This window comes from Sinorhizobium sp. FG01 (assembly GCF_002531875.1).
Classification (GTDB): domain Bacteria; phylum Pseudomonadota; class Alphaproteobacteria; order Rhizobiales; family Rhizobiaceae; genus Sinorhizobium; species Sinorhizobium fredii_C.
Map to the genome: position 1 here is coordinate 13,975 of NZ_NWTB01000015.1, position 21,131 is coordinate 35,105.

Here is a 21,131-nt window from a genome sequence, read left to right on the forward strand (position 1 = left end):
GAGCCCCGTCAATAGGCCTGCCCATGCCCGCGAGACAGTATCCATTCATCGACATTGCCGTGCATGCACGGGTGCGGGAGCATTTTGCCCGCGGCGATGCGTCGGTTCTCTTCTCGAAGGATCTGGCGCGCGTCCTGTGGGCAAACGACCAAGGCGCCAAGCTGTTCGGCATCGCGTCGGTCTACGACTTCATCGATAGTCCGCTCAACCCGAACGACCTGTCGCTGCGCCAGTTGCGCGCCGCCGCGGCGCAGCTTGCCGCCGTCGACGACCGGCGCCAGTTGTTGATCCGGATCGCGGCCGGCTTCCGCCGGCTGCCGCTCAACGCGACCGTCGAGATGATCCGCATCCGGCCCGGCGAGGACGCCGTTCTCTTCACCGCGCCGCACAACGGCAAGGCGCTTTCCCCGGAAGACCGCGCCGCCGCGATGATCGCCGGGCTGGACGGACCCGACACGCACATGGCCGTGCTAGACGACGACGGCAGCGTCATCGCCCAATCGCCCGGATTCGAGCATCTGGGCCTGTCGGACGACATCCGGCGGACGCTCGTCTCGGCGGTGGCGCGTGAGAAAGACCGGCTGATCAAGCGCCTCGTCGCGACCGAGAAGGGGCAATTGCCTGCTGCAATCGGCAGGATTTCCGATCACCCGGCCCTCCATCTTCTCTTCGCCGTCGAGGCCACGCTGGAGGCGCCGGATAGCGGAGAAACCACCGCCACGGACGGGCCAGACGCAATCGCCGTGGCTGCGGCAGAGGTCGAGACCGGCCAAGACGCCGCTTCGCCGGCCGCGCCGGACGAGCCTGCCGAATCTCCGGTGCAGGAAGATGCTTCGGAGACCGTATCGATAACCGAGCTCGGCGCAACCGAAGAGCAGCCGGCCGATACGACGCCGGTCGAGGAAGAACAGAGCGAACCGGCGCTTCAGTCCGGCGACGAGACTTCAGAGCCGATAGCGAGCGCAGGGACTCCCGAGTCCGGGCCGCAAGTGGCGACGTCGCACGCCGCCAGCGGCACGACTGCGGAGTCGGACTTCACCTTCACGCCGGGCAGCCGCGCCGTCCGCTTCGTCTGGAAAATCGATGCGGAGGGGCGCTTTAGCGAGATCTCTGAGGAATTCGCAGCCGCCGTCGGCCCGAGATCGGCCGGAGTGGTGGGCCTGACCTTCGCCGAGCTTGCGGACCGCTACGATCTCGATCCCGACCACAAGATCAACGCGCTTCTGCATCGCCGCGACACCTGGTCCGGCAAGACTATCCTGTGGCCGGTCGAGGGGACGAGCCTCAAGGTGCCGGTCGACCTCGCCGCCCTGCCGACCTATTCCCGTTCGCGCGAGTTCGACGGTTTCCGCGGCTTCGGCATCGTGCGGCTCGCTGACGCGGTCGAGGACGAAAGGGCGAGCGGCTTGGCGCTCGCCCTTGCCCCCCGCCAAGAGGAAATGACGGGCGAAGCTCCGGCCGAGGGCGTTTCCGACGCCGCTGGAGATCCGACGGAAGCGGAGTTGCAGGCGTCCGATGCGGCCGATGCCCCGCCGGGCGAACCTGAGGAGGGCGCGGCGGGAGACACGCCGGCGGCGGAAGACCCGTTTGCCGGCGAACGGCCCGCCCTTCGCATCGTCGATGCTCCGGTGCGCGCACCCTCCGACAAGGTCATCGATCTCGATGAGCATCGGCCGGCGGGCTCCGGGGCGCTGACACGCGGCGAGCAGGCGGCCTTCCGTGAAATCGCGCGGCAGCTCGGCGCGCATTTCGTTGAGCCGACGCCGCCGCCGAGTGCGGTGCGCAGCGATGATGCGCGCTCGGCGAGCAACCTGACTTCGGCAGAAGACACCACCACCGAAAGCACGTCGGCGGATGACGCGACCGCCGCCCGGCTGGAGGAGACGGCTCCGACGACCGGCGGCGAGGCACCCCCTGCCCCGCGCGGCGGCGTCGGCATGAGCAGCGAAATCCTTGACCGCCTGCCGGTCGCGCTCCTCATTCATCACGGCGACGCGCTGCTCCACGCCAATCCAGAATTTCTGCGGCTGACCGGCTACCCGACGCTCGGCGCCTTCGAGCAGGAGGGAGGCCTGGAAGCCCTCTTCGCCTATGGCAGCGAATCCGGAGAGCGCGAGCCGGACGGGACGATGACCCTGGTGCGCACCAATGGTCAGCTCGCTCCGGTCAGCGCCCATCTCCACTCGATCCAGTGGGAGGGGAGAAGCGCGCTGATGCTGGCGCTAAGCCCCGCCGTCACCCGGGCCGTCGAGACGGCCAGACCCGTGGCAGAGGCCCCGCCTGGGGCCGAGGCGCGGCTCAGGATGGAAATCGACGAACTCCGCTCGATCCTCGAGACGGCCACCGACGGCGTCGTGGTCCTCGGCCAGGAGGGCGATATTCGGACGATGAACCGCTCGGCAAGCGCGCTCTTCAACTATGACGAAGAGGAGATGCGCGGAAAGCCGTTTGCCGCTCTCTTCGCGCATGAGAGCCAGAAGGCGGTAATCGACTATCTGCACGGCCTTTCCGGCCATGGTGTCGCAAGCGTGCTCAACGATGGCCGGGAAGTGATCGGCCGGGAGGCGGGCGGCGGCTTCATTCCGCTGTTCATGACGATCGGGCGGCTCTCCTCCTCCAACGGCTATTGCGCCGTCATCCGCGACATAACCCAATGGAAGCGGACCGAGGAGGAACTGCGCAACGCCAAGCGTGCCGCCGAGACCGCGAACGCCCACAAGACCGAATTCCTCGCACGGGTCAGCCACGAGATCCGCACGCCGCTCAACGCCATCATCGGCTTTTCCGACATGATGGCGAGCGAGCATTTCGGACCGGTCGGCCACCCACGCTATATCGAATATGCCGGCGACATCGGTCGGTCGGGCCGGCACGTGCTCGATATCGTCAACGACCTGCTCGACATCTCGAAGATCGAAGCCGGGGAGATGGAGCTCGATTTCAGCGCCGTCGACCTCAACGAGGCGGTCTCCGAAGCGGTCTCGCTGGTGCAGCCGCAGGCCAACAGCCAGCGGGTGATCATCCGCACCTCGCTGTCCGGCTCGGTGCCGGAGGTCGTGGCCGACGACCGCTCGATCAAGCAGATCGCGCTCAACATCCTGGCGAACGCCATCCGCTTCACGCCGTCCGGCGGGCAGATCGTCGTGTCGACGTCCTATGAGACGAATGGCAGCGTCATCCTCCGGATCCGCGACACGGGCATCGGCATGACGCGCAACGAGCTCGACCAGGCGATGAAGCCGTTCCGGCAGGTGACGACCGGCGGGCGCAAGCGCGGCGAAGGCACCGGCCTCGGCCTGCCGCTGACGAAGGCGATGGCCGAGGCAAACCGCGCCCAGTTCGCCATCAGCTCCGCGCCCAACGAGGGCACGCTGGTCGAAGTGTCCTTCCCGTCGCAACGCGTCTTGGCGAACTGAGGGCCGATGCTGTAAGGAAATGTTGACCCGCGACAGCCAGTTTGGCTGCCGCCAGCAGCACCTTGCCCCGGAACGGATCGTTTGCACTTCACCGCCAAAAGCCTCAAGCGACGCCATGCCAGGTCGGGCACCGGACTGACGCATCGGCTGCTCGCAAGCTGGTCCGGCCTCGCATCGGCGATCGTGCTCATGCCGATCGCCGCCATCGCATGGCTTGCGGTGACCGGCGGCGGCGCGGACTGGCCGCATCTCATCGAGAACGTCATTCCCCGCGCCACCGTCAGAACGCTGATGCTCGTCGGGCTGACCGGCGCGGTGACCGCCGCCGTCGGCATCGTGACGGCATGGCTGGTGGCGACCTGCGAATTTCCGCTGCGCCGGCTCCTCTCCGCCATGCTGGTGCTGCCGCTTGCTATCCCGGCCTATCTCGCGGCCTATGCCTTCGGCGAGCTCTTGACCTTCACCGGACCGGTCCAGGGCCTCATCCGGGCGCTCTTCGGTTTTCAGACGAGCCGAGACTATTGGTTTCCGGATGTGCGTTCGCTCGGCGGCGCGGTGCTGGTGATCAGCTCGGTCCTCTATCCCTATATCTATCTTGCCTGCCGCTCGATGTTTCTGATGCAGGGCCGTGCGGCCGCCGACGTGGCCCGCACGCTCGGCGCCGGGCCGCTCAAGGTCTTCCTGAAAATCCAGATCCCGATGGCCAGGCCGGCGGTCGTGATCGGCCTGACGCTCGTCGCCATGGAAACGATGAACGACATCGGCGCGGTCGAATTTCTCGGCGTTCAGACCCTGACCTTTTCTATCTTCGACACCTGGCTCAACCGCGGCAGCCTTGCGGGTGCCGCGCAGATCGCCTGCATCATGCTTGTTTTCATCGTCGCGTTGATGATGGTCGAACGTGCCGCCCGCCGCAGCCAGCGCTTCGCCAGCCAGAAGACGACGGCGGCCGTCCACGACGCGGTGCGCCTCGAGCTGTCGGGCTGGAAGAAATGGACTGCAACGCTCGTCTGTCTCCTGCCTGTTCTTTCCGGTTTTGCCGTCCCCTTCCTAGTGCTCGGCAACTACGCATTGAAGCGGCTCGACCAATTTTTGGCGCCGCGCCTCCTCGACGCATTGCTGCACAGCGTCCTGGTCTCCGGCCTGACGGCACTCGTCGCGGTTTTCCTGGGTTTCGTCATGGCCTATGCGGCCCGCACCGGCCGCTCGCCGCTCACCGAAGCCGCCGGGCGGCTCGCCTCGTTCGGCTACGGCGTGCCGGGAACGGTGCTCGCCATCGGCGTGCTCTTTCCGCTCGCCGCCTTCGACAATGGCCTGGATGCATGGATGCGCAGCCTTTTCGGCATTTCCACCGGTCTCGTCCTCAGCGGCACCGGCTTTGCGATCGTCTATGCCTGCGCGGTGCGGTTTCTAACCATGGCCGAGGGAACGCTGGAAGCCGGCTTCCACAAGCTCTCGCCGCATCTCGACATGGCCGCCCGCGCGCTCGGCCGGACGGGCGGCCAGACCCTACGCTCGGTGCTTCTGCCGATGATGCGCCCGGCGGTGCTGACATCGGCGCTGCTCGTCTTCATCGAAACGATGAAGGAGCTTTCCGCGACCATCATGCTGCGGCCGTTCAATTTCAACACGCTCGCCACCCTCGTCTACGAGGACGCGTCGCGCGCCAAGGTAGAGGATGCTTCGGTCGCCGCGATGATCATCGTCATCTGCGGCATGATCCCGGTCATTCTGGTGTCGCGGTCGCTCGAACGCCACTCATAGGACAGGCGCAAAAAAGAGGCGGCTCGCGGCCGCCTTTGAAGTCATGCTAACCAACAAATGCTCGAGAACTCGGGACGTCATGTCTGTGACAGCATCGCTGCTGCGGCACCGGCGCCTTGATGGACCGGCCTCCAGTTGGCTCGACCATGCCCCGGCAAACCTTAACAAGACCTTACCGCCAGACCCGACAACTTTAGGAAACGAACCGCAAGTCGGCTTGCTTGGTTAATTCCGCGGGCGCGTCCAGGCTAACCGGCGCCGCCCCCTCAGGTCTTCAGCGCCTCCAGTCCGGCAAAGAGATCGAGCGCCTCGGGATTGGCGAGCGCCTCCTTGTTCTTGACCGGCCGGCCATGCACCACGTCGCGCACGGCGAGCTCGACGATCTTGCCGGATTTGGTGCGGGGAATGTCGGCGACGGGGATGATCTTCGCCGGCACGTGCCGGGGCGAGGCGCCGACGCGGATTCGCGCCTTGATCGCCTGCGTCAGCTCCTCGGTCAACGCAACCTCCGGCGCCAGGCGCACGAACAGGATCACCCGAACGTCGTCCTCCCAGTCCTGGCCGATGCAGAGCGCTTCCGCGACCTCCGGCATCTGCTCGACCTGATTGTAGATTTCCGCCGTACCGATGCGCACGCCGCCCGGATTGAGCGTCGCGTCGGAGCGGCCGTGGATAACGATGCCGCCATGTGGCGTCCATTCGGCAAAGTCGCCATGGCACCAGACATTGTCAAAGCGTTCGAAATAGGCGGCGCGATACTTGGCACCTTCGGGATCGTTCCAGAACATCACCGGCATCGACGGAAACGCCCTGGTGCACACCAGTTCGCCCTTCTCGCCGCGCACCGGCTTGCCCTCGTCGTTCCAAACATCGACGGCAAGGCCTAATCCCGGGCCCTGGATTTCGCCGCGCCAGACCGGCTTCAGCGGGTTGCCGAGCACGAAGCAGGAGACGATGTCGGTGCCGCCGGAAATCGAGGCGAGCTGGACGTCGGATTTGATCCCCTCATAGACGAAAGAGAAGCCCTCCGGCGAAAGCGGCGAGCCGGTCGAGGTCATCAGCCTGAGCGCCGAGAGATGGTGCGTCGTCGCCGGCGTCAGCCCGCCTTTGCGTACCGCATCAATGTATTTTGCCGAAGTCCCGAACACGGCGAAGCGCTCCTCGGCCGCGAAGTCGAAGAGGACGTTGCCATCTGGATAGAAGGGCGAGCCGTCATAGAGGCACAAGGTTGCGCCGACTGCCAGGCCGGAGGCCAGCCAGTTCCACATCATCCAGCCGCAGGTGGTGAAGTAGAAGAGCCTCTCGCCCTCTTTCAGGCCGCAGTGGAAGCGGTGCTCCTTGAGGTGCTGGAGAAGCGTTCCGCCGGCGGAATGCACGATGCATTTCGGCACGCCCGTCGTGCCGGAGGAGAACAGGATGTAGAGCGGATGGCTGAAGGGCAGGCGCTCGAAGGCAAGCGGCTCGGCTTCGAAAGCGGCGATGAAATCGGCAAGCGTCACGCCGCCGTCAATTGCCGCTGCAAGTGCGGCGCTGTCGCCGGCATAGGGGACGACGAGGGTCGGCACACGAAGCGTCTCCGCCACGGCGCGCACCTTCGCGTCGACGTCTTGGCGCTTGCCGTTGTACCAGTAGCCATCGCAGGCGACGAAGAGCTTTGGACCGATCTGGCCGAAGCGGTCGAGAACGCCCTGTTTGCCGAAATCCGGAGAACAGGAGGACCAGATGGCGCCGAGCGAGGCGGTGGCGAGCATCAGCGCGATCGTCTCCGGCAAGTTCGGCATCATCGCCGCGACACGGTCGCCGACGCCGATCCCCTGCGCCTTCAGCGCCTGCTGCAGGCGTGAGACGAGACTGCGCAACTCGTCCCATGAAAGCCGATAGCGGACCTTGTCTTCGCCACGGAAGATCAAGGCGTCATCGCCACCGCTGCCACGCAACAGATTTTCGGCAAAGTTGAGTTTCGCGTCGGGGAAGAAGCGGGCTTCGAGCATCCGCTCGCCGTTGATCAGCGCTCGACCGCCGCGCTCACCGACGACGCCGCAATGCTCCCAAACGGCAGTCCAGAAATCGCCGCGCTCCGCCACGGACCAGCCGTGAAAGGCATCGTAGTCGGAGAACCTGCGGCCGAAGCGCGCTTCGCACCAGGTGATGAATTGCGCCATCGGGCTCCGCGCGAGCGTCTCGGCATCCGGAACCCACAAAGGTCGATCTGTTTGCATGCGTTCCTCCACTCCCTCTGCCCTGTTCTATACCATGCTGCAACGCAAAATAAACAGCGTGCACGGCAGCGCCACCTCCTTGAAGACGACATTTCCATGTCAGTTGCATTTGCCCTCTTCAAGGCCTATCCAGACGGTTTCACCAAGGGCGATGCCGACCGACCGAAATGTCCAGACCCATCCGGAAAATATCGCGCGTCTTGAGGCTGCGCCTGCAGCGTCGCCATTTCGTCTGGTCTGCCGCAGGCGGGGTCATTCTCGCCCTCGGTTACAACGCCGCCCTGCCCCTGCTCGTCTCGACCACCGGCGTGCGCGCAGCGATGGAGCGGACGCTCGACAGCTGGTCTGGCGGCAAGAGCAGGATCAACGGTGAACCGACCGTCCGGCTCTGGCCCGAACCGCTATTGACCTTGCCGTCGGCGACGATCGAAACCAGAGGGCCCGAACCCCGTCCGCTTGCCGAAATTGGCCGCATCACCGCATCGTTCAGTCCGCTTTCGACGCTTCTCGGCGATCCGACGCTGGAGGACATAAGCCTTGTCGATCCCGTCGTCACGATCGAGCGCCGGGCCGACGGCACGATCAACTGGCAAAAGCCGCATTGGCTCGCCCCGTCCGAAGCCGCCGCATTGGCTCAGGAAAGCCCCTTCGGCGACATCGCGATCGAGAATGGCCGGCTGATCGTGCTCGACCGAATGGCTGACGGCAGCGACATCGACATTCCGGGAATCTCCGGCACGATCAAGTGGCCCTCCTTTGCGGGACGATTGAGCACGCAACTGTCGGCACGGCTGAGCGGCGAAGAGGTCGCCTGGGCGTTCGTCTGCGACGATCCGCTCTCGCTCTTGGCGAAACAAAACGCGCCGCTGAAGACCTCGATCACATCGGCGCCGCTGACATTCTCCTTCGAGGGCGTCGGCAAGCTTTCGTCCGTTCCCTTCGCGTCCGGCCATCTGCAGATGTCCGCAGCTTCCCTTCAAACGCTCACTGAGTGGTATCACGGCGGCTCGACAGCGACGCTCCCGCCGGGAGGGCTCAGCATCGACACCAGAGTGACCACCGGCGAGAAGACGCTGAAGCTCGACGAACTGGCATTCACCATGGGCGGCGCCAGCGCGACGGGCGTACTCGATATCTCCCTTACGGACGGCAAGGCGCCGAGCATAGAAGGGACGCTCGCCTTCGATCGCATCGACCTCAACGGCGTTCCCGTCGCCGCGCTTTCACCGCTTGGTCGGGACGACCGCCTTTGGCGTCTGGTGGAAAGCTTTGTCGCTGCCTGGCAAACGGACGTTCGCCTTTCCTCGCAGGAGGTCCTCGCCGGTCCCCTGCACCTGACCGACGTCGCCGCCGGAGTGTTGATCGATGGCAAGCGCGCCTCGCTCGACATCGGCGACAGCAACTACGCCAACGGCAGCCTGAGCGGCCGCGTCGTGCTCTCTGATGAAGGGCTGGACCATGGCGGCCGATTGCAGGCGCGCCTCAAGGACGCCGACTTCGACGCAGTGCTCGGCAGCTTCGGCCTCAACGGTCCTGCGCCGGCCGGCCGGGGCATTCTCAGCATCGACATCGGTACCGATCATCCCGTCTGGGCCACGGGACTTGGCGACATATGGGGCAATCTCACGCTGTCGCTGGCGAATGGCAGCATCGCCGGCTTCGATGCCCACGCCTTCGCCGATCTCGTCCGCAAGGGCGAGTTCTTTTCGCTCTCTCAAGCGAATGAGGCGAGCTTCGACTTCCAGGTGGCGAACGTAAAGGCCAGCTTTGCCGACGGCACGGCGAGGCTCGACCGGGCCGATTTCACCGGAACGTCGGGCAACCTGTCCCTCGCCGGCGTTGTCCCCTATCGCAACGGCAGCTTGGCGCTTGCCGGAACGCTTCAAGCCGAGGCGCCCAGCGGCAACCAACCGGTTCGCTTCTTCGTCGGCGGCTCCTGGCCGAATGCGGTGATCTCGCCGCTTTCCGTTCTCGTCGCTCCAAAATGAGGCTCAGCCGATGGCCGCAATAGCAGCGCGCTCATCCTTTTCGCGCTGAACCTCCCGCCGCTTGGTGACGATCGATGCGACGACCACGCCAAAGGCGACGATACCGATCAGGATGGTGCAGATCGCATTGATCTCCGGCGTCACGCCGAGTCTCACCTGGCTGTAGATCTTCATTGGCAGCGTCGTGGCGCCCGGTCCGGTGGTGAAGCTTGAGATGACGAGATCGTCGAGCGACAGGGTGAAGGCCAGGACCCAGCCCGAAAATACGGCCGGCGCGATCACCGGCAGGGTGATCGCGAAGAAGGTCCTGACCGGGCTCGCGCCGAGGTCAAGCGCCGCCTCCTCGATCGATTGGTCGAAGCTCAATAGGCGTGACTGCACCACGACCGCGACGAAGCACATGGTGAAGGTGATGTGGGCGAGCGTGATCGTCCAGAAGCCGCGATCAAGCCCGATCGCCACGAATAGCAGCAGCAGCGACAGGCCGGTGATCACCTCGGGCATGACCAGCGGCGCATAGACCATGCCGGAGAAAAGCACGCGTCCGCGGAAGCGCGAATAGCGCACCAGCGCCAGCGCCGCCAACGTGCCCAGAACCGTCGCACACGTCGCCGACAGCAGCCCGACGCGAACGGTCACCCAGGCGGCATCGAGGAGCCCCTGATTGTGCCAGAGCTGGCTGTACCATTTGGTCGAAAAACCGGCCCACACCGTCACCAGTTTTGACTCGTTGAAGGAGAAGATCACCAGAAGCACGATCGGCAGGTAGAGAAAGCCGAAGCCGAGCACGACGGAGGCGATATTGAAGCGGGACCACTTTTCCATGTCCTATCTGCCCTCGCTATCGACCTTGGCCTGGACGTTCTGGAAATAGACGATCGGGATCACGAGGATCATCAGCAGGATGATCGCCACCGCCGAGGAGACCGGCCAATCGCGATTGGCATTGAACTCGTTCCAGAGCGTCTTGCCGATCATCAGCGTTTCCGACCCGCCGAGCAGGTCGGGGATGACGAACTCGCCGACGGCCGGAATGAAGACGAGCAGGCAGCCGGCGACCACGCCCGGCAGCGACAACAGGAAGGTGACGCGCCAGAAGGCGCTGATCGGGGTGCAGCCGAGGTCCTGCGCCGCCTCGATCAGCGAGTGATCCATCTTCTCCAGCGCCGAATAGATCGGCAGCACCATGAAGGGAAGATAGGAATAGACGATGCCGATATAGATCGCGGCATTGGTGTTGAGGATGATGAGCGGCTGGTCGATGACGCCGATCGCCATCAGGAACTGGTTCAGCAGCCCTTCGGGCTTCAGGATGGCAATCCAGGCATAGACGCGGATCAGGAAGCTCGTCCAGAAGGGCAGGATCACCAGCATCAACAGCATCGGTCGGATCGCGCGCGGCGCCCGGGCCATGCCGTAAGCGATCGGATAGCCGATCAGCAGCGTCAGGAAGGTCGAGATGGCGGCGATGACGACGCTCGACACATAGGCATTGAAATAGAGCGCGTCCTCGGTCAGCCAGACATAGTTGTCGACGGAGAATTCGCGGGCCTTCTCCAGCATGCCCGCCAGCCCGCCGGCCAGATCGAAGACCGGCGTATAGGGCGGCATGGCGACCGTGGTCTGCGACAGCGAGATGCGGAAGACGATGAAGAAGGGAATGAGGAAGAAGAACAGCAGCCAGGCATAGGGGACGATGATCACCAGGCGGCTCATGAGGGCTGAGGCAAGTTTCGCCATGGCCTCAATCCTTCAGGACGACGCCGGCATCCTCGCCGAACGAGATCCAGACCTGCTGGTCGTAACCGAGCGGGTCCTCGACCGCGCGCACCGCGTTCAGCGACGACGCCTTGACGACCTTGCCGTCCCTAAGGCGGACGTGGAACACGGTCATGTCGCCGAGATAGCCGATGTCCCAGATCTCGCCCTCGGCCGCATTGACCGGAGCATGGGCGGGCGGCTGGCGGCTGATCCTGATCTTTTCCGGACGAACGGCGAAGGCGGCCTTTGCTCCATTTGCCGGTTTTTCGGCCGAGGCGATGCGAAGCGGAATGCCGCCGGTCGTTTCGATCCGAACGGAACCGCCTTCAGCCGCGGTCACCGTGCCGTCGAACAGGTTCACGTCGCCGATGAAGTCGGCGACGAAGCGCGAATTCGGCGCCTCGTAAATCTCGGCCGGCGTCGCCACCTGGACGACCTTGCCGTGGCTCATGACGGCGATGCGGTCGGCCATGGTCATCGCTTCTTCCTGGTCATGGGTGACGATGACGAAGGTCAGGCCGAGTTCCTGCTGCAGATCCATCAGTTCGAACTGGGTTTCCTCGCGCAGCTTCTTGTCGAGCGCGCCGAGGGGCTCGTCGAGCAGCAGCACCTTGGGCCGCTTGGCCAGCGAACGGGCAAGCGCTACGCGCTGCCGCTGGCCGCCGGACAGCTGATGCGGCTTGCGCTGGGCGAATTTCTCGAGCTTGACGAGCTTCAGCATCTGCCCCACCCGCTCGGCGATATCGGCCTTCGGCATGCCGTCCTGCTTCAAACCGAAGGCGATGTTGTTCTCGACCGTCATGTGCGGGAACAGCGCGTAGGACTGGAACATCATGTTGACCGGCCGCCGATAGGGCGGAATGCCGGCGAGGTTCTGACCGTCGAGAACGATCTCGCCGGACGTCGGCTGCTCGAAGCCGGCGAGCATGCGCAACAGGGTCGACTTGCCGCAACCGGATGCGCCGAGCAGTGCAAAGAATTCGCGCGTGTAGATGTTCAGCGACAGGTCGTCGACGGCGGTGAACTCGCCGAACTTCTTGGTAACGTTCTTGACGGAAATGAATGGCTTGGAGGCGGGGTCCGCCCATGGTGCGAAGGAACGCCGGATACTACCGAGAGACTTCATCATATAACCCCGAAGTGCCGCAATCGATGGAGGCGGCGCCGCCCCGTTGCCGGCTGAACCGCTCCCGAAATCCCCCTGAAGAAATTGCCCGGATTGAGGTCCGGGCAATTCTTTTCCGCTCCTACTGACCGGTTACGATCTTCGTCCAGAGCCTTGTCAGTACCCGCTGCTCCTTGGCCTCGAACGGAGTCGTGGTGAAGAGCTTCTGCATCACGGCGTCCGAGGGATAGATGGCCGTGTCCTCGAGCACTTCCTTGTCGAGGAACTGTTGCGAGGCCTTGTTGCCGTTGGCGTAGAAGACGTAGTTCGATGCCTTGGCGATGACTTCCGGCTTCATCATGTAGTTGATGAACTCGTGCGCTTCGGCGACATGCGGCGCATCGGCGGGGATTGCCAGCATGTCGAACCACATCTGCGCCCCTTGCGCCGGGATCGAATAATCGACCGTCACGCCGGCCTTCGCCTCGGCCGCCCGGTCGCGCGCCTGGAAGATATCGCCGGAAAATCCGACCGCCAGGCAGATGTCGCCATTTGCCAGCGCATTGATATATTCCGACGAGTGGAACTTGCGGATATAGGGCCGGACCTTCAGGAGCAGATCGGCGGCCTTTTCGAGATCGGCGGCCTCGTGGCTGTCCGGATCGAGGCCGAGATAGGTCAGCGCCGACGGCATGATATCGGTCGGCGAATCGAGCAGGTGAATGCCGCAATCCTTGAACTTCGCCGCGATCTCGGGATTGAAGATGACGTCCCAGTTCGGCTTCTCGTCGGCGCCGAGAATTTCCTTCATCTTCTCGACATTGTAGCCGATGCCGGTGGTTCCCCACATGTAGTCGACGGCATATTCGTTGCCCGGATCGTACTTTGCCGTACGCTCCATGATCACGTCCCACATGTTCGAAAGATTCGGCAACTTCGATTTGTCGAGCTTCTGGAACACGCCCGCGGCGATCTGGCGCTGCAGGAAGCTCGCAGTCGGAACGACGACATCATAGCCGGAGCCGCCGGCAAGCAGCTTGGTTTCGAGAATTTCATTGGAGTCGAAGACGTCATAGACGACCTTGATGCCGGTCTCCTTGGTGAAATCCTCAAGGATGCTGTCGTCGATATAGTCCGACCAGTTATAGACGTTGACGACCCGCTCCTGGGCGAAAGCGAGCGTGGCCGCTCCGCCTAGCATTGCGGCCGCCAAAGAGGCGACAAAGAGTTTGCGCATACAACTCCCCCTTTTATTGGCTCGAGACACGCCGCATCTTTCCGCCGCGGTTGCGTCCTGTGTTGATCGATGCGATGCCGAAGTTAGGCATGTTTCTCAGTAAGCTCAAGCGCTTTCGCACCAGCCAAATCGACCATCTCCCAAGTCGATTGCTTTTTCACAAGCACAAGCAAAATCCGAGGCTTATACGCCGGTCCGCACGTGCCCGGCCACGGGCCACGCCAGCTCCGTCCGCGGTCTGCCGTCGCGTTCCGCGAGACCAGAACGACCTGCTGTCGCAGGCGCCAGCAAAGCGCGAGCTCCTCATTGAAAATCGAACACGCTCAAGCCCGTCGCCATCTCGTCGAGACCGAGTGGCCGGGTGACGGGCGGCTCGGCGCGGGCCAGACAGCCCTGGCGCTCGCACAGGCGACAGACCGGGCCGACGGCGATCGCCGGCAGACGGACGGCCCCATAGACCGTCTCCTGCGCGAAGCCGGCATCGCAGCCGATCAAGAGCGCGGTGCGCCTGACCCGCTCCTGAAAGGCCGCCTGGGGTCCCTCGACCGTCCGGGCGATGGTCAGGAACTCGCCGCCATCCGTCATCTCCACCCGGTCGACGAGGATCTGCCCCGGCACCGCGAAGGCGGCATGGATGTTGAGCTTCGGGCAGGCACCGCCGAAGCGGGCATGCGGAAAGCCCTGTGCGCCTGCGCGGCGCAGCCGATGGCCGGCATTGTCGATTTCCATCAGGAAGAAGGAAATGCCGACGGCGCCGGTCCGCTGCAACGTCGTCAGGCGGCCGGCCGCCTGCTCGAACGACACCTGGAAGCGTGCCCTCAGGAGGTCGATGTCGTATTTCGCCCGCTGGGCTGCGGCATGGAAGGCCGCGTAGGGCATCATCAGCGCATGGGCGGCATAGCGTGCAAGCTCGAAACGGCCGATGCGGCGCGCCTCCGCCGTCGAGAATTGAATCTGGTCGAGCTCCGCCACGATCGCGTCGTGACAGGCGATCGATGCGACCTCCATGGCGGTTTCGAGCGTTTGGTCGAAGGGCGACAGCCGCTCGGAAATGAAGAGGCGCATCGAGTGGCGATCGAATCGGCGGCGCAGGTTTGGCATGACGTGCACCGGCAAGGTCCGCACGACGAGACCGTGCTCTCTCTTCAGCCAGGCCCTCAGCACCCCCGCAAGGTCTTCGCCCGGCGACAGGCTCGCATGGAAGGCCTCCATGGCCTCTTCGATCCGGACAAAATGGTTCGGCCGCGCCTCAAGGGTCTCGCGGACCTCGTCGATCGGCAGCCGCGTGTCGGCAAGCGTCGCCATATGCCCCTGGCCGGCGAGGAGCTCCGCCAGGTCCTTCAGGCGCAACGCCTGTTCGCGATAGGCCCGATAGAGCTTGACGACGCCGCCCGACACGTTGGGAGCGGCTTCGGTGACCTCGATCAGCTCCTGATCTCCCGGCAGTTCGCCGGCGAGCAGCGGATCGGCAAATACCTCGCGCAATTGCGTGAGGCTGCCGCCGGCTTCGCCCTGCAATTCGTCGAGATCCACCTTATAGACCGAGGCCAGCTTGAGCAGCAGCTGCACGGTCAATGGCCGCTGGTTGCGCTCGATGAGATTCAGGTAGGACGGCGAGATGCCGAGCGCCTCCGCCATTGCCGTCTGGGTCAGTTGAAGGCCGTTGCGGATTCGTCTGACGCGCGGCCCGGCGAAGATCTTGTTCTCGGCCATTTGTCACTCCCTTTACAGAAGCTCCACAGACGCTTCTTTGACAAGTTTTACAGCTTTACCGCTTCACCCTGTCAAACACAAGACAAGGTAACCCCTTTTGCGACGACAGAACGGCGATAGATGTGGCTTGTTTCTGCAGCGCAATGTAAAAATTGTCGTATCAGTTCACAAGTATTCAGCGAGCTAAGACGATAGTTGTAGAGCTCATGATGTTGACGAGGAGAAAAGCATGACTGATTTTTACAAACTCGTTCCGAGCGCGCCGCAGCGCCGCTTCGACGGCATCGAGCGGCCCTACTCCGCCGCGGACGTGCAGCGGCTCCGGGGCTCGGTCGAGATCCGTTATTCGCTCGCGGAGATGGGCGCGAACCGCCTCTGGAAGCTCATTCACGAGGAGGACTTCGTCAATGCGCTGGGCGCGCTCTCCGGCAACCAGGCCATGCAGATGGTCCGCGCGGGCCTGAAGGCGATCTATCTATCGGGCTGGCAGGTTGCGGCCGACGCCAACACCGCCTCGGCAATGTATCCGGACCAGTCGCTTTATCCGGCCAACGCTGCGCCGGAGCTCGCCAAGCGCATCAACCGCACCCTGCAGCGGGCCGACCAAATCGAAACCGCGGAAGGAAAAGGCCTTTCGGTCGACACCTGGTTCGCGCCGATCGTCGCCGACGCGGAAGCCGGTTTCGGCGGGCCGCTCAACGCCTTCGAGATTATGAAGGCCTTCATCGAAGCGGGTGCCGCGGGCGTCCACTACGAGGACCAGCTCGCCTCGGAAAAGAAGTGCGGCCATCTCGGCGGCAAGGTGCTGATACCGACCGCGGCGCATATCCGCAACCTGAACGCCGCCCGGCTCGCCGCCGACGTCATGGGCACGCCGACGCTGGTCATCGCCCGCACCGACGCGGAAGCGGCCAAGCTGCTCACCTCGGACATCGACGAGCGCGACGGGCCCTTCGTCGACTACGATGCCGGCCGTACCGTGGAAGGCTTCTACCAGGTGAAGAACGGGATAGAGCCCTGCATTGCCCGCGCCATCGCCTATGCGCCGCATTGCGACCTCATCTGGTGCGAGACCTCGAAGCCGGATCTCGAACAAGCGCGCAAATTCGCCGAAGGCGTGCACAAGGCGCATCCGGGCAAGCTGCTCGCCTATAATTGCTCGCCGTCGTTCAACTGGAAGAAGAACCTCGACGACGCGACGATCGCCAAGTTCCAGCGCGAGCTCGGCGCCATGGGCTACAAGTTCCAGTTTATCACGCTCGCCGGCTTCCATCAGCTGAACTACGGCATGTTCGAACTGGCGCGCGGCTACAAGGACCGGCAGATGGCCGCCTATTCGGAGCTGCAGGAAGCGGAGTTCGCGGCCGAGGTGAACGGCTACACGGCGACCAAGCACCAGCGCGAAGTCGGCACCGGCTATTTCGACGCCGTGTCGCTGGCGATCACCGGCGGCCAGTCGTCGACGACGGCGATGAAGGAATCGACCGAGCACGACCAGTTCCGCCCGGCGGCGGAATGAGGGAAGGGCGTGAAACGAAGACCGGGGCGCGCGACATCCCTGCCCGTTGCGCGCCCCGGAACACCGAAAATTCTCGAACCGCAAGCGGACAGGAAAATGGTTTCCGCCGCATCCGGCTCTAAGCTTTGAAGGAGCACTCCCATGACAGTTCAGACACGCGTCAAGGAACGGGCCGAGGAACAGTCGTCGGCCATGACCGCGGACCAGCAGGCGGCGATCCGCATGGTCGCCAACGACCTGCACCGCCTCAACCAGTCGGTCATGAAGGCCGTAGAGGCCGGCGTCTCGGTCGAACTGGTGCGCTCGGCACGCCATCACGGCGGCGACGGCAACTGGGGCGACCTGCTGATCCCGGTCATCGTCACCCAGGGCCGGCCGTGACGGTGGCACTGGCCTTGGCGGCGGCCGCGCTCATGCTCGGCGCCGCACTCTGGCAGGAGATCGAGTGCCGCAGCAGGCAAGCGCTACAGGTTCGAGTTCTCCTTAGGAGATCTGGTAGACTGATCGACTGAACGGATAGCGTGGCGGCCGGTGAAATGCTGGCCACCACGCATTCTGCGGTCAGGCGGCACTCCGCCTCGGCCGCTTGCCGGCGAAGAGATCCGCATGGCTGCGGAGCAACCGCGTCAGCCGGTCCACGACGGTGCGGATGTCCCGCCGGTGGCGGTCCTCATTGTTCATGACGATCCATTGGCGATGCCGCAGCGGGCCGACCTCCTCGCCCGCTCGCTCCAGTTGCGGGTCGAGATCGCCGACGAAACAGGGGAGCACCGCCTTGCCGGCCCCGGCGCGGGCGAGGTCCAGGAGGGAGCGGGGGCGACTGACGGTAGCCACGATCCGGCCGGATGCATTTTCGTGCGGCCAGCGCAGATAGGCCGAGAGGGCGTCCTCTTCGGCGACGGCGACCCAACGATCCGATGCGCCGGGGGCGTTCTTCCGGCAATAGGCGGCATAGGCGACCTCGCCCACCGGCCGCGAGGCGAGATAGGTCTCCTCCGGTTCGAAGGCGCGAATGCCGATGTCGCTCTCCCGGTAGGCGAGGCTCGCCCGCGCCTCGCCTATCGACAGCGAGATGGCAAAGGTGTCCCGTTCCGTGCAGATCGCCGGGAAGTTTTCGGCGATCAGCCACGATCCCCAAGTACCCGCCGCAATGCGCACGACCGTGGCGCCCTCGCCCTCCTTCTGCCAGCTTTCGACCTTGCGGGCCGCCGCTTCCATCTCCTGCAACTGCTCGAACAGGAAACGGCCGTCGGCCGTCAACCCGTAGCCGGTCTGGCTGCGGACGAATAGGGCGCGGCCTGTGCGCTCCTCAAGTTCCAGCATCCGCCGCCCGATCGTGGCGGGGCTCAGCCCCGTCGCCTGCGCGGCACCGGTCAACCCGCCGCCGCGCGCCACGGTCATGAAACAGCGATAGACGTCCCAATCCATGTTTTTCATGTTTGAAAAACGTATGAGGAAATCGGCTGTATGTAAAACAGTTTCAGCTGCATAAAAGAGGAGATGCCCACGAAATGAGGAGCATCACGATGGACATGATGGCAATGGCCCTGCTGTTCGACATGGCGTCGAAGAACCGCCGCTCTGACGAACAGGCCGAGCGGCGGTCGCGAGACCGGACGGGAAACCTCGCGGAACATCTGATCGGCGCGCTTTTCCGCAGGCCGCGGCCTCCAGCGAGGCACGGCGATTGCGAAGGTTTTCCGCGCTTTGTGCCTTGAAGAACTGACGCAAGACAAACAGGAACGCCGCGCAGCTTCGATGCGCGGCGTTCATCTGAAGCATTGTGGCGGGAACGCTCCGTCTGCGCTATGCGGCGTGATAAATCTGCCCGGCTGCGCTTTCCGGCTCCAGGCGGAACTGCTCGACCAGCATCATCAGCGTATCGGCCTGGGTCGCCAGTGCGCGGCTGGTGGCCGTCGCCTCCTCGACCATGGTGGCATTCTGCTGGGTCATCTGATCCATCTGGTTGACGGAACCGTTGACCTCGTGCAGCGCCGTCGCCTGGTCGCGGCTTGCGGTGGCGATCATCTCGACATGCTGGCTGACGGTGACGATCTGCGCGCTGATCGAGGCGAGCACCGCCCCCGTCTCCTTGACGAGCAGCGAGCCGGAGCTGACCTCGTCCGTCGACTTGTTGATCAGTCCCTTGATTTCCCTTGCCGCCTCGGCCGAGCGCTGCGCCAGTTCGCGAACCTCCTGCGCGACGACCGCGAAGCCCTTGCCCGCCTCGCCAGCCCGCGCCGCCTCGATACCGGCATTCAGGGCAAGCAGGTTGGTCTGGAAGGCGATGTCGTCGATCACTTCGATAATCTGCTCGATCTGACGTGACGCATCCTCGATGCGACCCATGGCGGCAATGGCATTCGCGACCACGGTCGCCGAATTGTCGGCGCTCCGCTTGGTTTCGGAAACCGCTCGGTTCGCCTCATGGGCGCGTTCCGCAGAGGAGCGCACCGTCGCGGTGATCTGGTCGACGGCGGCAGCCGTCTGCTCGAGCGAAGCGGCCTGTGCCTCGGTTCGCCGTGACAGCGCATCGGCGGAATGGTGCATGTTGGCACCGCTCTGCTGTATCCCCTGGGCATTGCCGCGGATCTGCGCCAGCGTGTCCTGCAGGCGGATGAGCGATCCGTTGAAGTCCTGTCGCAGTTGCTCCAGGCGGCCGTGGAAGGGCACCTCTATCTGCTGGGAGAGGTCGCCCTGGGCGAGCCGGCCGAGGCCGGCAGCAAGCTCGCTGACGGCGAGATCGATCTGCCGGTCGAGCTCGCGCTTATCCGCATCGTTGCGGCTGCGTTCGGCTTCAGCCCGAGCGCGCTCTTCCGCGCTTTCCGCCTCGATGCGCACCTTCGAGAGGGCGTTCTCCTTGAAGACGCCGAGCGCGCGCGCCATGTCGCCGATCTCGTCGCGCCGTGCACCGCCGTCGATCGCGGTATCCAGCCTGCCGTCAGCGAGCCGGCGCATGGCGGCAGTGATCTGTCCGATCGGCCGTTTCAGTGTGAGCGTCAGCGCGACCCCCGCAAGCAGGGCGATCACGACGCCAGCCACCGTGGCGGCCACAGAGATCTGATTGGCTTCCTCGCGCTCGGTGCCGGCGGCGACCTTCTGCTGCTCGGCAAATCCGGTGAGATCATTCCAGATCTCGTTGATCGAGGCGCCGGCCGCGTTGAATTCCGCCGTCCGCTTGTCGGTGATCTCGACCAGCGAAACGCCGTCCTTCTTCATCGCATTGATGATCGGCAAGACCGTTTCGGCCATCGCATCGAAGAAGCTCAGGTCCTTCGCGATGCCGCGCAAGGTCGTGAGGTTCGACTGAACGGCCAGAAACTTGTCCAGAAGCTTCTGGCGGTTCTCCTCGTTGGTGTTGCCGAGGAAAGCGGCCGTCGCGATTTGAATGTCGGTGATCGACACGGACAACCGGCGGGTGGCAGTCAGGACCGACTCCGTCGCAGCAATCTTGCCGTCGAGCTCCGCAAAGATCTGCGTCGCCTCTCGCATCTTGCCGACGGAGGCGGCCTCCAGGCGGAAGCTGGCATTACGGAAGCGATCGACGAATTTCGAAAGGTTGGCAAGCGTTTCGGGGCCGGCGGGCGCCCGGATCAGCGCGCCGATTGCGCCGGCGGCCGAATTGACCGTTTCGGCGAGTGACTTCTCGCCCTTGGGCAGCAGGGTGAAAATGTCGCGCTGGGTGCGGCCGAGCACCGGGAAGCGATCCTTTGCAACCTTCAGCTTTTCCTCGACCGTGATCGCCTTGCTGACCTCGGTGGCGAACTCGGTATAGAACCGGCTGGCACGCATGAGCTTCTCGGCGTTGCGCAGCATCGTCTTTGCCGCGTTTTCGTCCTTGCGCACCGCATATTGCAGCCGGTTTGTTTCGTCGTTTATCTTCACCTGCTCGGTCGCCAACTTCTGGAGATTGGCCTTCGTCGCCGCGCGCAGTTTCTGTTCCCCCTCGTGGAGCGTCCAGAGTCCGTCTATGCGGGCCTCGATATCGGTCGTGGCGCCGATCGCGGCGGTCAGTTCCGTCTCGCCGCTTGCGCCTGCGACCTGCGCCGCCGTGTCGGCCAGGACCTCCTTCTGCGCGGTGATCGTGTCCTTGACTGCCTTGCGGCTCTCCTCGGTGGTCTCGTGCAGGAACTGGCTCATTCCGGCATAAACATCCTTGAAGCCGCTCAGCGTCTGCAGGACGCTGTTCGAGATCTCCATGCGGCCCTGCAGCAGGCCCGAGGCATAGAGGCCGGTGATACCGACCGCCGTGATGCTGACGACGAACGGCAGGATGAAGAACAGAACCTTCGTCTGGATCTTGAAGCGGGCAAGAATCCTGTCAATGAACATGGAAAACACCTTGGCTCCCAGCGCGCGTTTGGCCTCCCCCATGGCAGCTGGCGTCCAAACAGGACACCGAAGCGCCA

General features: G+C 64.2%; 14 protein-coding genes. 6 read left to right on the top strand and 8 right to left on the bottom strand.

Translation table 11 applies throughout. The features are described 5' to 3' along the window. Positions 1-23: 23 nt before the first annotated feature. Together CO656_RS22840 and CO656_RS22845 are read left to right on the top strand one after the other, a co-directional pair. Positions 24-3,416 carry an ATP-binding protein gene (locus CO656_RS22840; protein ID WP_097527248.1) on the top strand — a complete coding sequence of 1,131 codons (3,393 nt, stop codon included), beginning with the start codon at positions 24-26 and terminating at the stop codon, positions 3,414-3,416. An 81-nt stretch (positions 3,417-3,497) separates the two neighbouring features. Next, positions 3,498-5,180: an iron ABC transporter permease gene (locus CO656_RS22845; RefSeq protein WP_097527249.1), complete on the top strand. Its 1,683-nt coding sequence runs from the start codon at positions 3,498-3,500 to the stop codon at positions 5,178-5,180. A gap of 266 nt (positions 5,181-5,446) precedes the next feature. Here the strand turns inward: CO656_RS22845 and CO656_RS22850 are convergent, their stop codons facing one another. Beyond that, positions 5,447-7,399 (bottom strand): acetoacetate--CoA ligase, encoded by a 1,953-nt coding sequence (locus CO656_RS22850; protein ID WP_097527250.1) that lies wholly within the window; start codon positions 7,397-7,399, stop codon positions 5,447-5,449. 167 nt (positions 7,400-7,566) lie between these two features. On the opposite strand from CO656_RS22850, the gene CO656_RS22855 reads away from it, so the two are divergent. After that, positions 7,567-9,387 (top strand): AsmA family protein, encoded by a 1,821-nt coding sequence (locus CO656_RS22855; RefSeq protein ID WP_179864827.1) that lies wholly within the window; start codon positions 7,567-7,569, stop codon positions 9,385-9,387. A gap of 3 nt (positions 9,388-9,390) precedes the next feature. Here the strand turns inward: CO656_RS22855 and CO656_RS22860 are convergent, their stop codons facing one another. The 5 genes from CO656_RS22860 to CO656_RS22880 form a co-directional block, all read right to left on the bottom strand. Beyond that, entirely contained in the window at positions 9,391-10,212 is an 822-nt protein-coding gene (locus CO656_RS22860; protein WP_097527252.1) for an ABC transporter permease subunit, read from the bottom strand. 3 nt (positions 10,213-10,215) lie between these two features. Then, entirely contained in the window at positions 10,216-11,127 is a 912-nt protein-coding gene (locus CO656_RS22865) for an ABC transporter permease subunit (RefSeq protein ID WP_097527253.1), read from the bottom strand. 4 nt (positions 11,128-11,131) lie between these two features. After that, on the bottom strand, positions 11,132-12,274 hold the full coding sequence (locus tag CO656_RS22870; protein WP_037424111.1) for an ABC transporter ATP-binding protein: 1,143 nt from the start codon (positions 12,272-12,274) through the stop codon (positions 11,132-11,134). Positions 12,275-12,395: 121 nt separating this feature from the next. Continuing rightward, on the bottom strand, positions 12,396-13,490 hold the full coding sequence (locus CO656_RS22875; RefSeq protein WP_097527254.1) for a polyamine ABC transporter substrate-binding protein: 1,095 nt from the start codon (positions 13,488-13,490) through the stop codon (positions 12,396-12,398). A 303-nt stretch (positions 13,491-13,793) separates the two neighbouring features. After that, complete coding sequence (locus CO656_RS22880; protein WP_097527255.1) at positions 13,794-15,203, bottom strand: XRE family transcriptional regulator; 1,410 nt, start codon at positions 15,201-15,203, stop codon at positions 13,794-13,796. Between the two features lie 229 nt (positions 15,204-15,432). Between CO656_RS22880 and aceA the strand changes: the two genes are divergently transcribed. Both aceA and CO656_RS22890 read left to right on the top strand, forming a co-directional pair. Continuing rightward, a complete protein-coding gene (gene aceA, locus CO656_RS22885; protein WP_097527256.1) occupies positions 15,433-16,722 on the top strand; it encodes an isocitrate lyase in 1,290 nt (429 codons plus the stop codon). A 141-nt stretch (positions 16,723-16,863) separates the two neighbouring features. Further along, entirely contained in the window at positions 16,864-17,103 is a 240-nt protein-coding gene (locus CO656_RS22890; RefSeq protein WP_037378705.1) for a hypothetical protein, read from the top strand. Positions 17,104-17,283: 180 nt separating this feature from the next. On the opposite strand, the gene CO656_RS22895 is transcribed toward CO656_RS22890, so the two are convergent. After that, positions 17,284-18,159, bottom strand: coding sequence for a LysR family transcriptional regulator (locus CO656_RS22895; RefSeq protein ID WP_037424009.1), 876 nt, complete (start codon positions 18,157-18,159; stop codon positions 17,284-17,286). A 104-nt stretch (positions 18,160-18,263) separates the two neighbouring features. Here CO656_RS22895 and CO656_RS22900 point away from each other — a divergent pair, with 104 nt between their 5' ends. Beyond that, a complete protein-coding gene (locus tag CO656_RS22900; protein ID WP_234819563.1) occupies positions 18,264-18,440 on the top strand; it encodes a hypothetical protein in 177 nt (58 codons plus the stop codon). 88 nt (positions 18,441-18,528) lie between these two features. On the opposite strand, the gene CO656_RS22905 is transcribed toward CO656_RS22900, so the two are convergent. Next, positions 18,529-21,054 (bottom strand): HAMP domain-containing methyl-accepting chemotaxis protein, encoded by a 2,526-nt coding sequence (locus CO656_RS22905; protein ID WP_097527295.1) that lies wholly within the window; start codon positions 21,052-21,054, stop codon positions 18,529-18,531. Between the last annotated feature and the right edge of the window lie 77 nt (positions 21,055-21,131).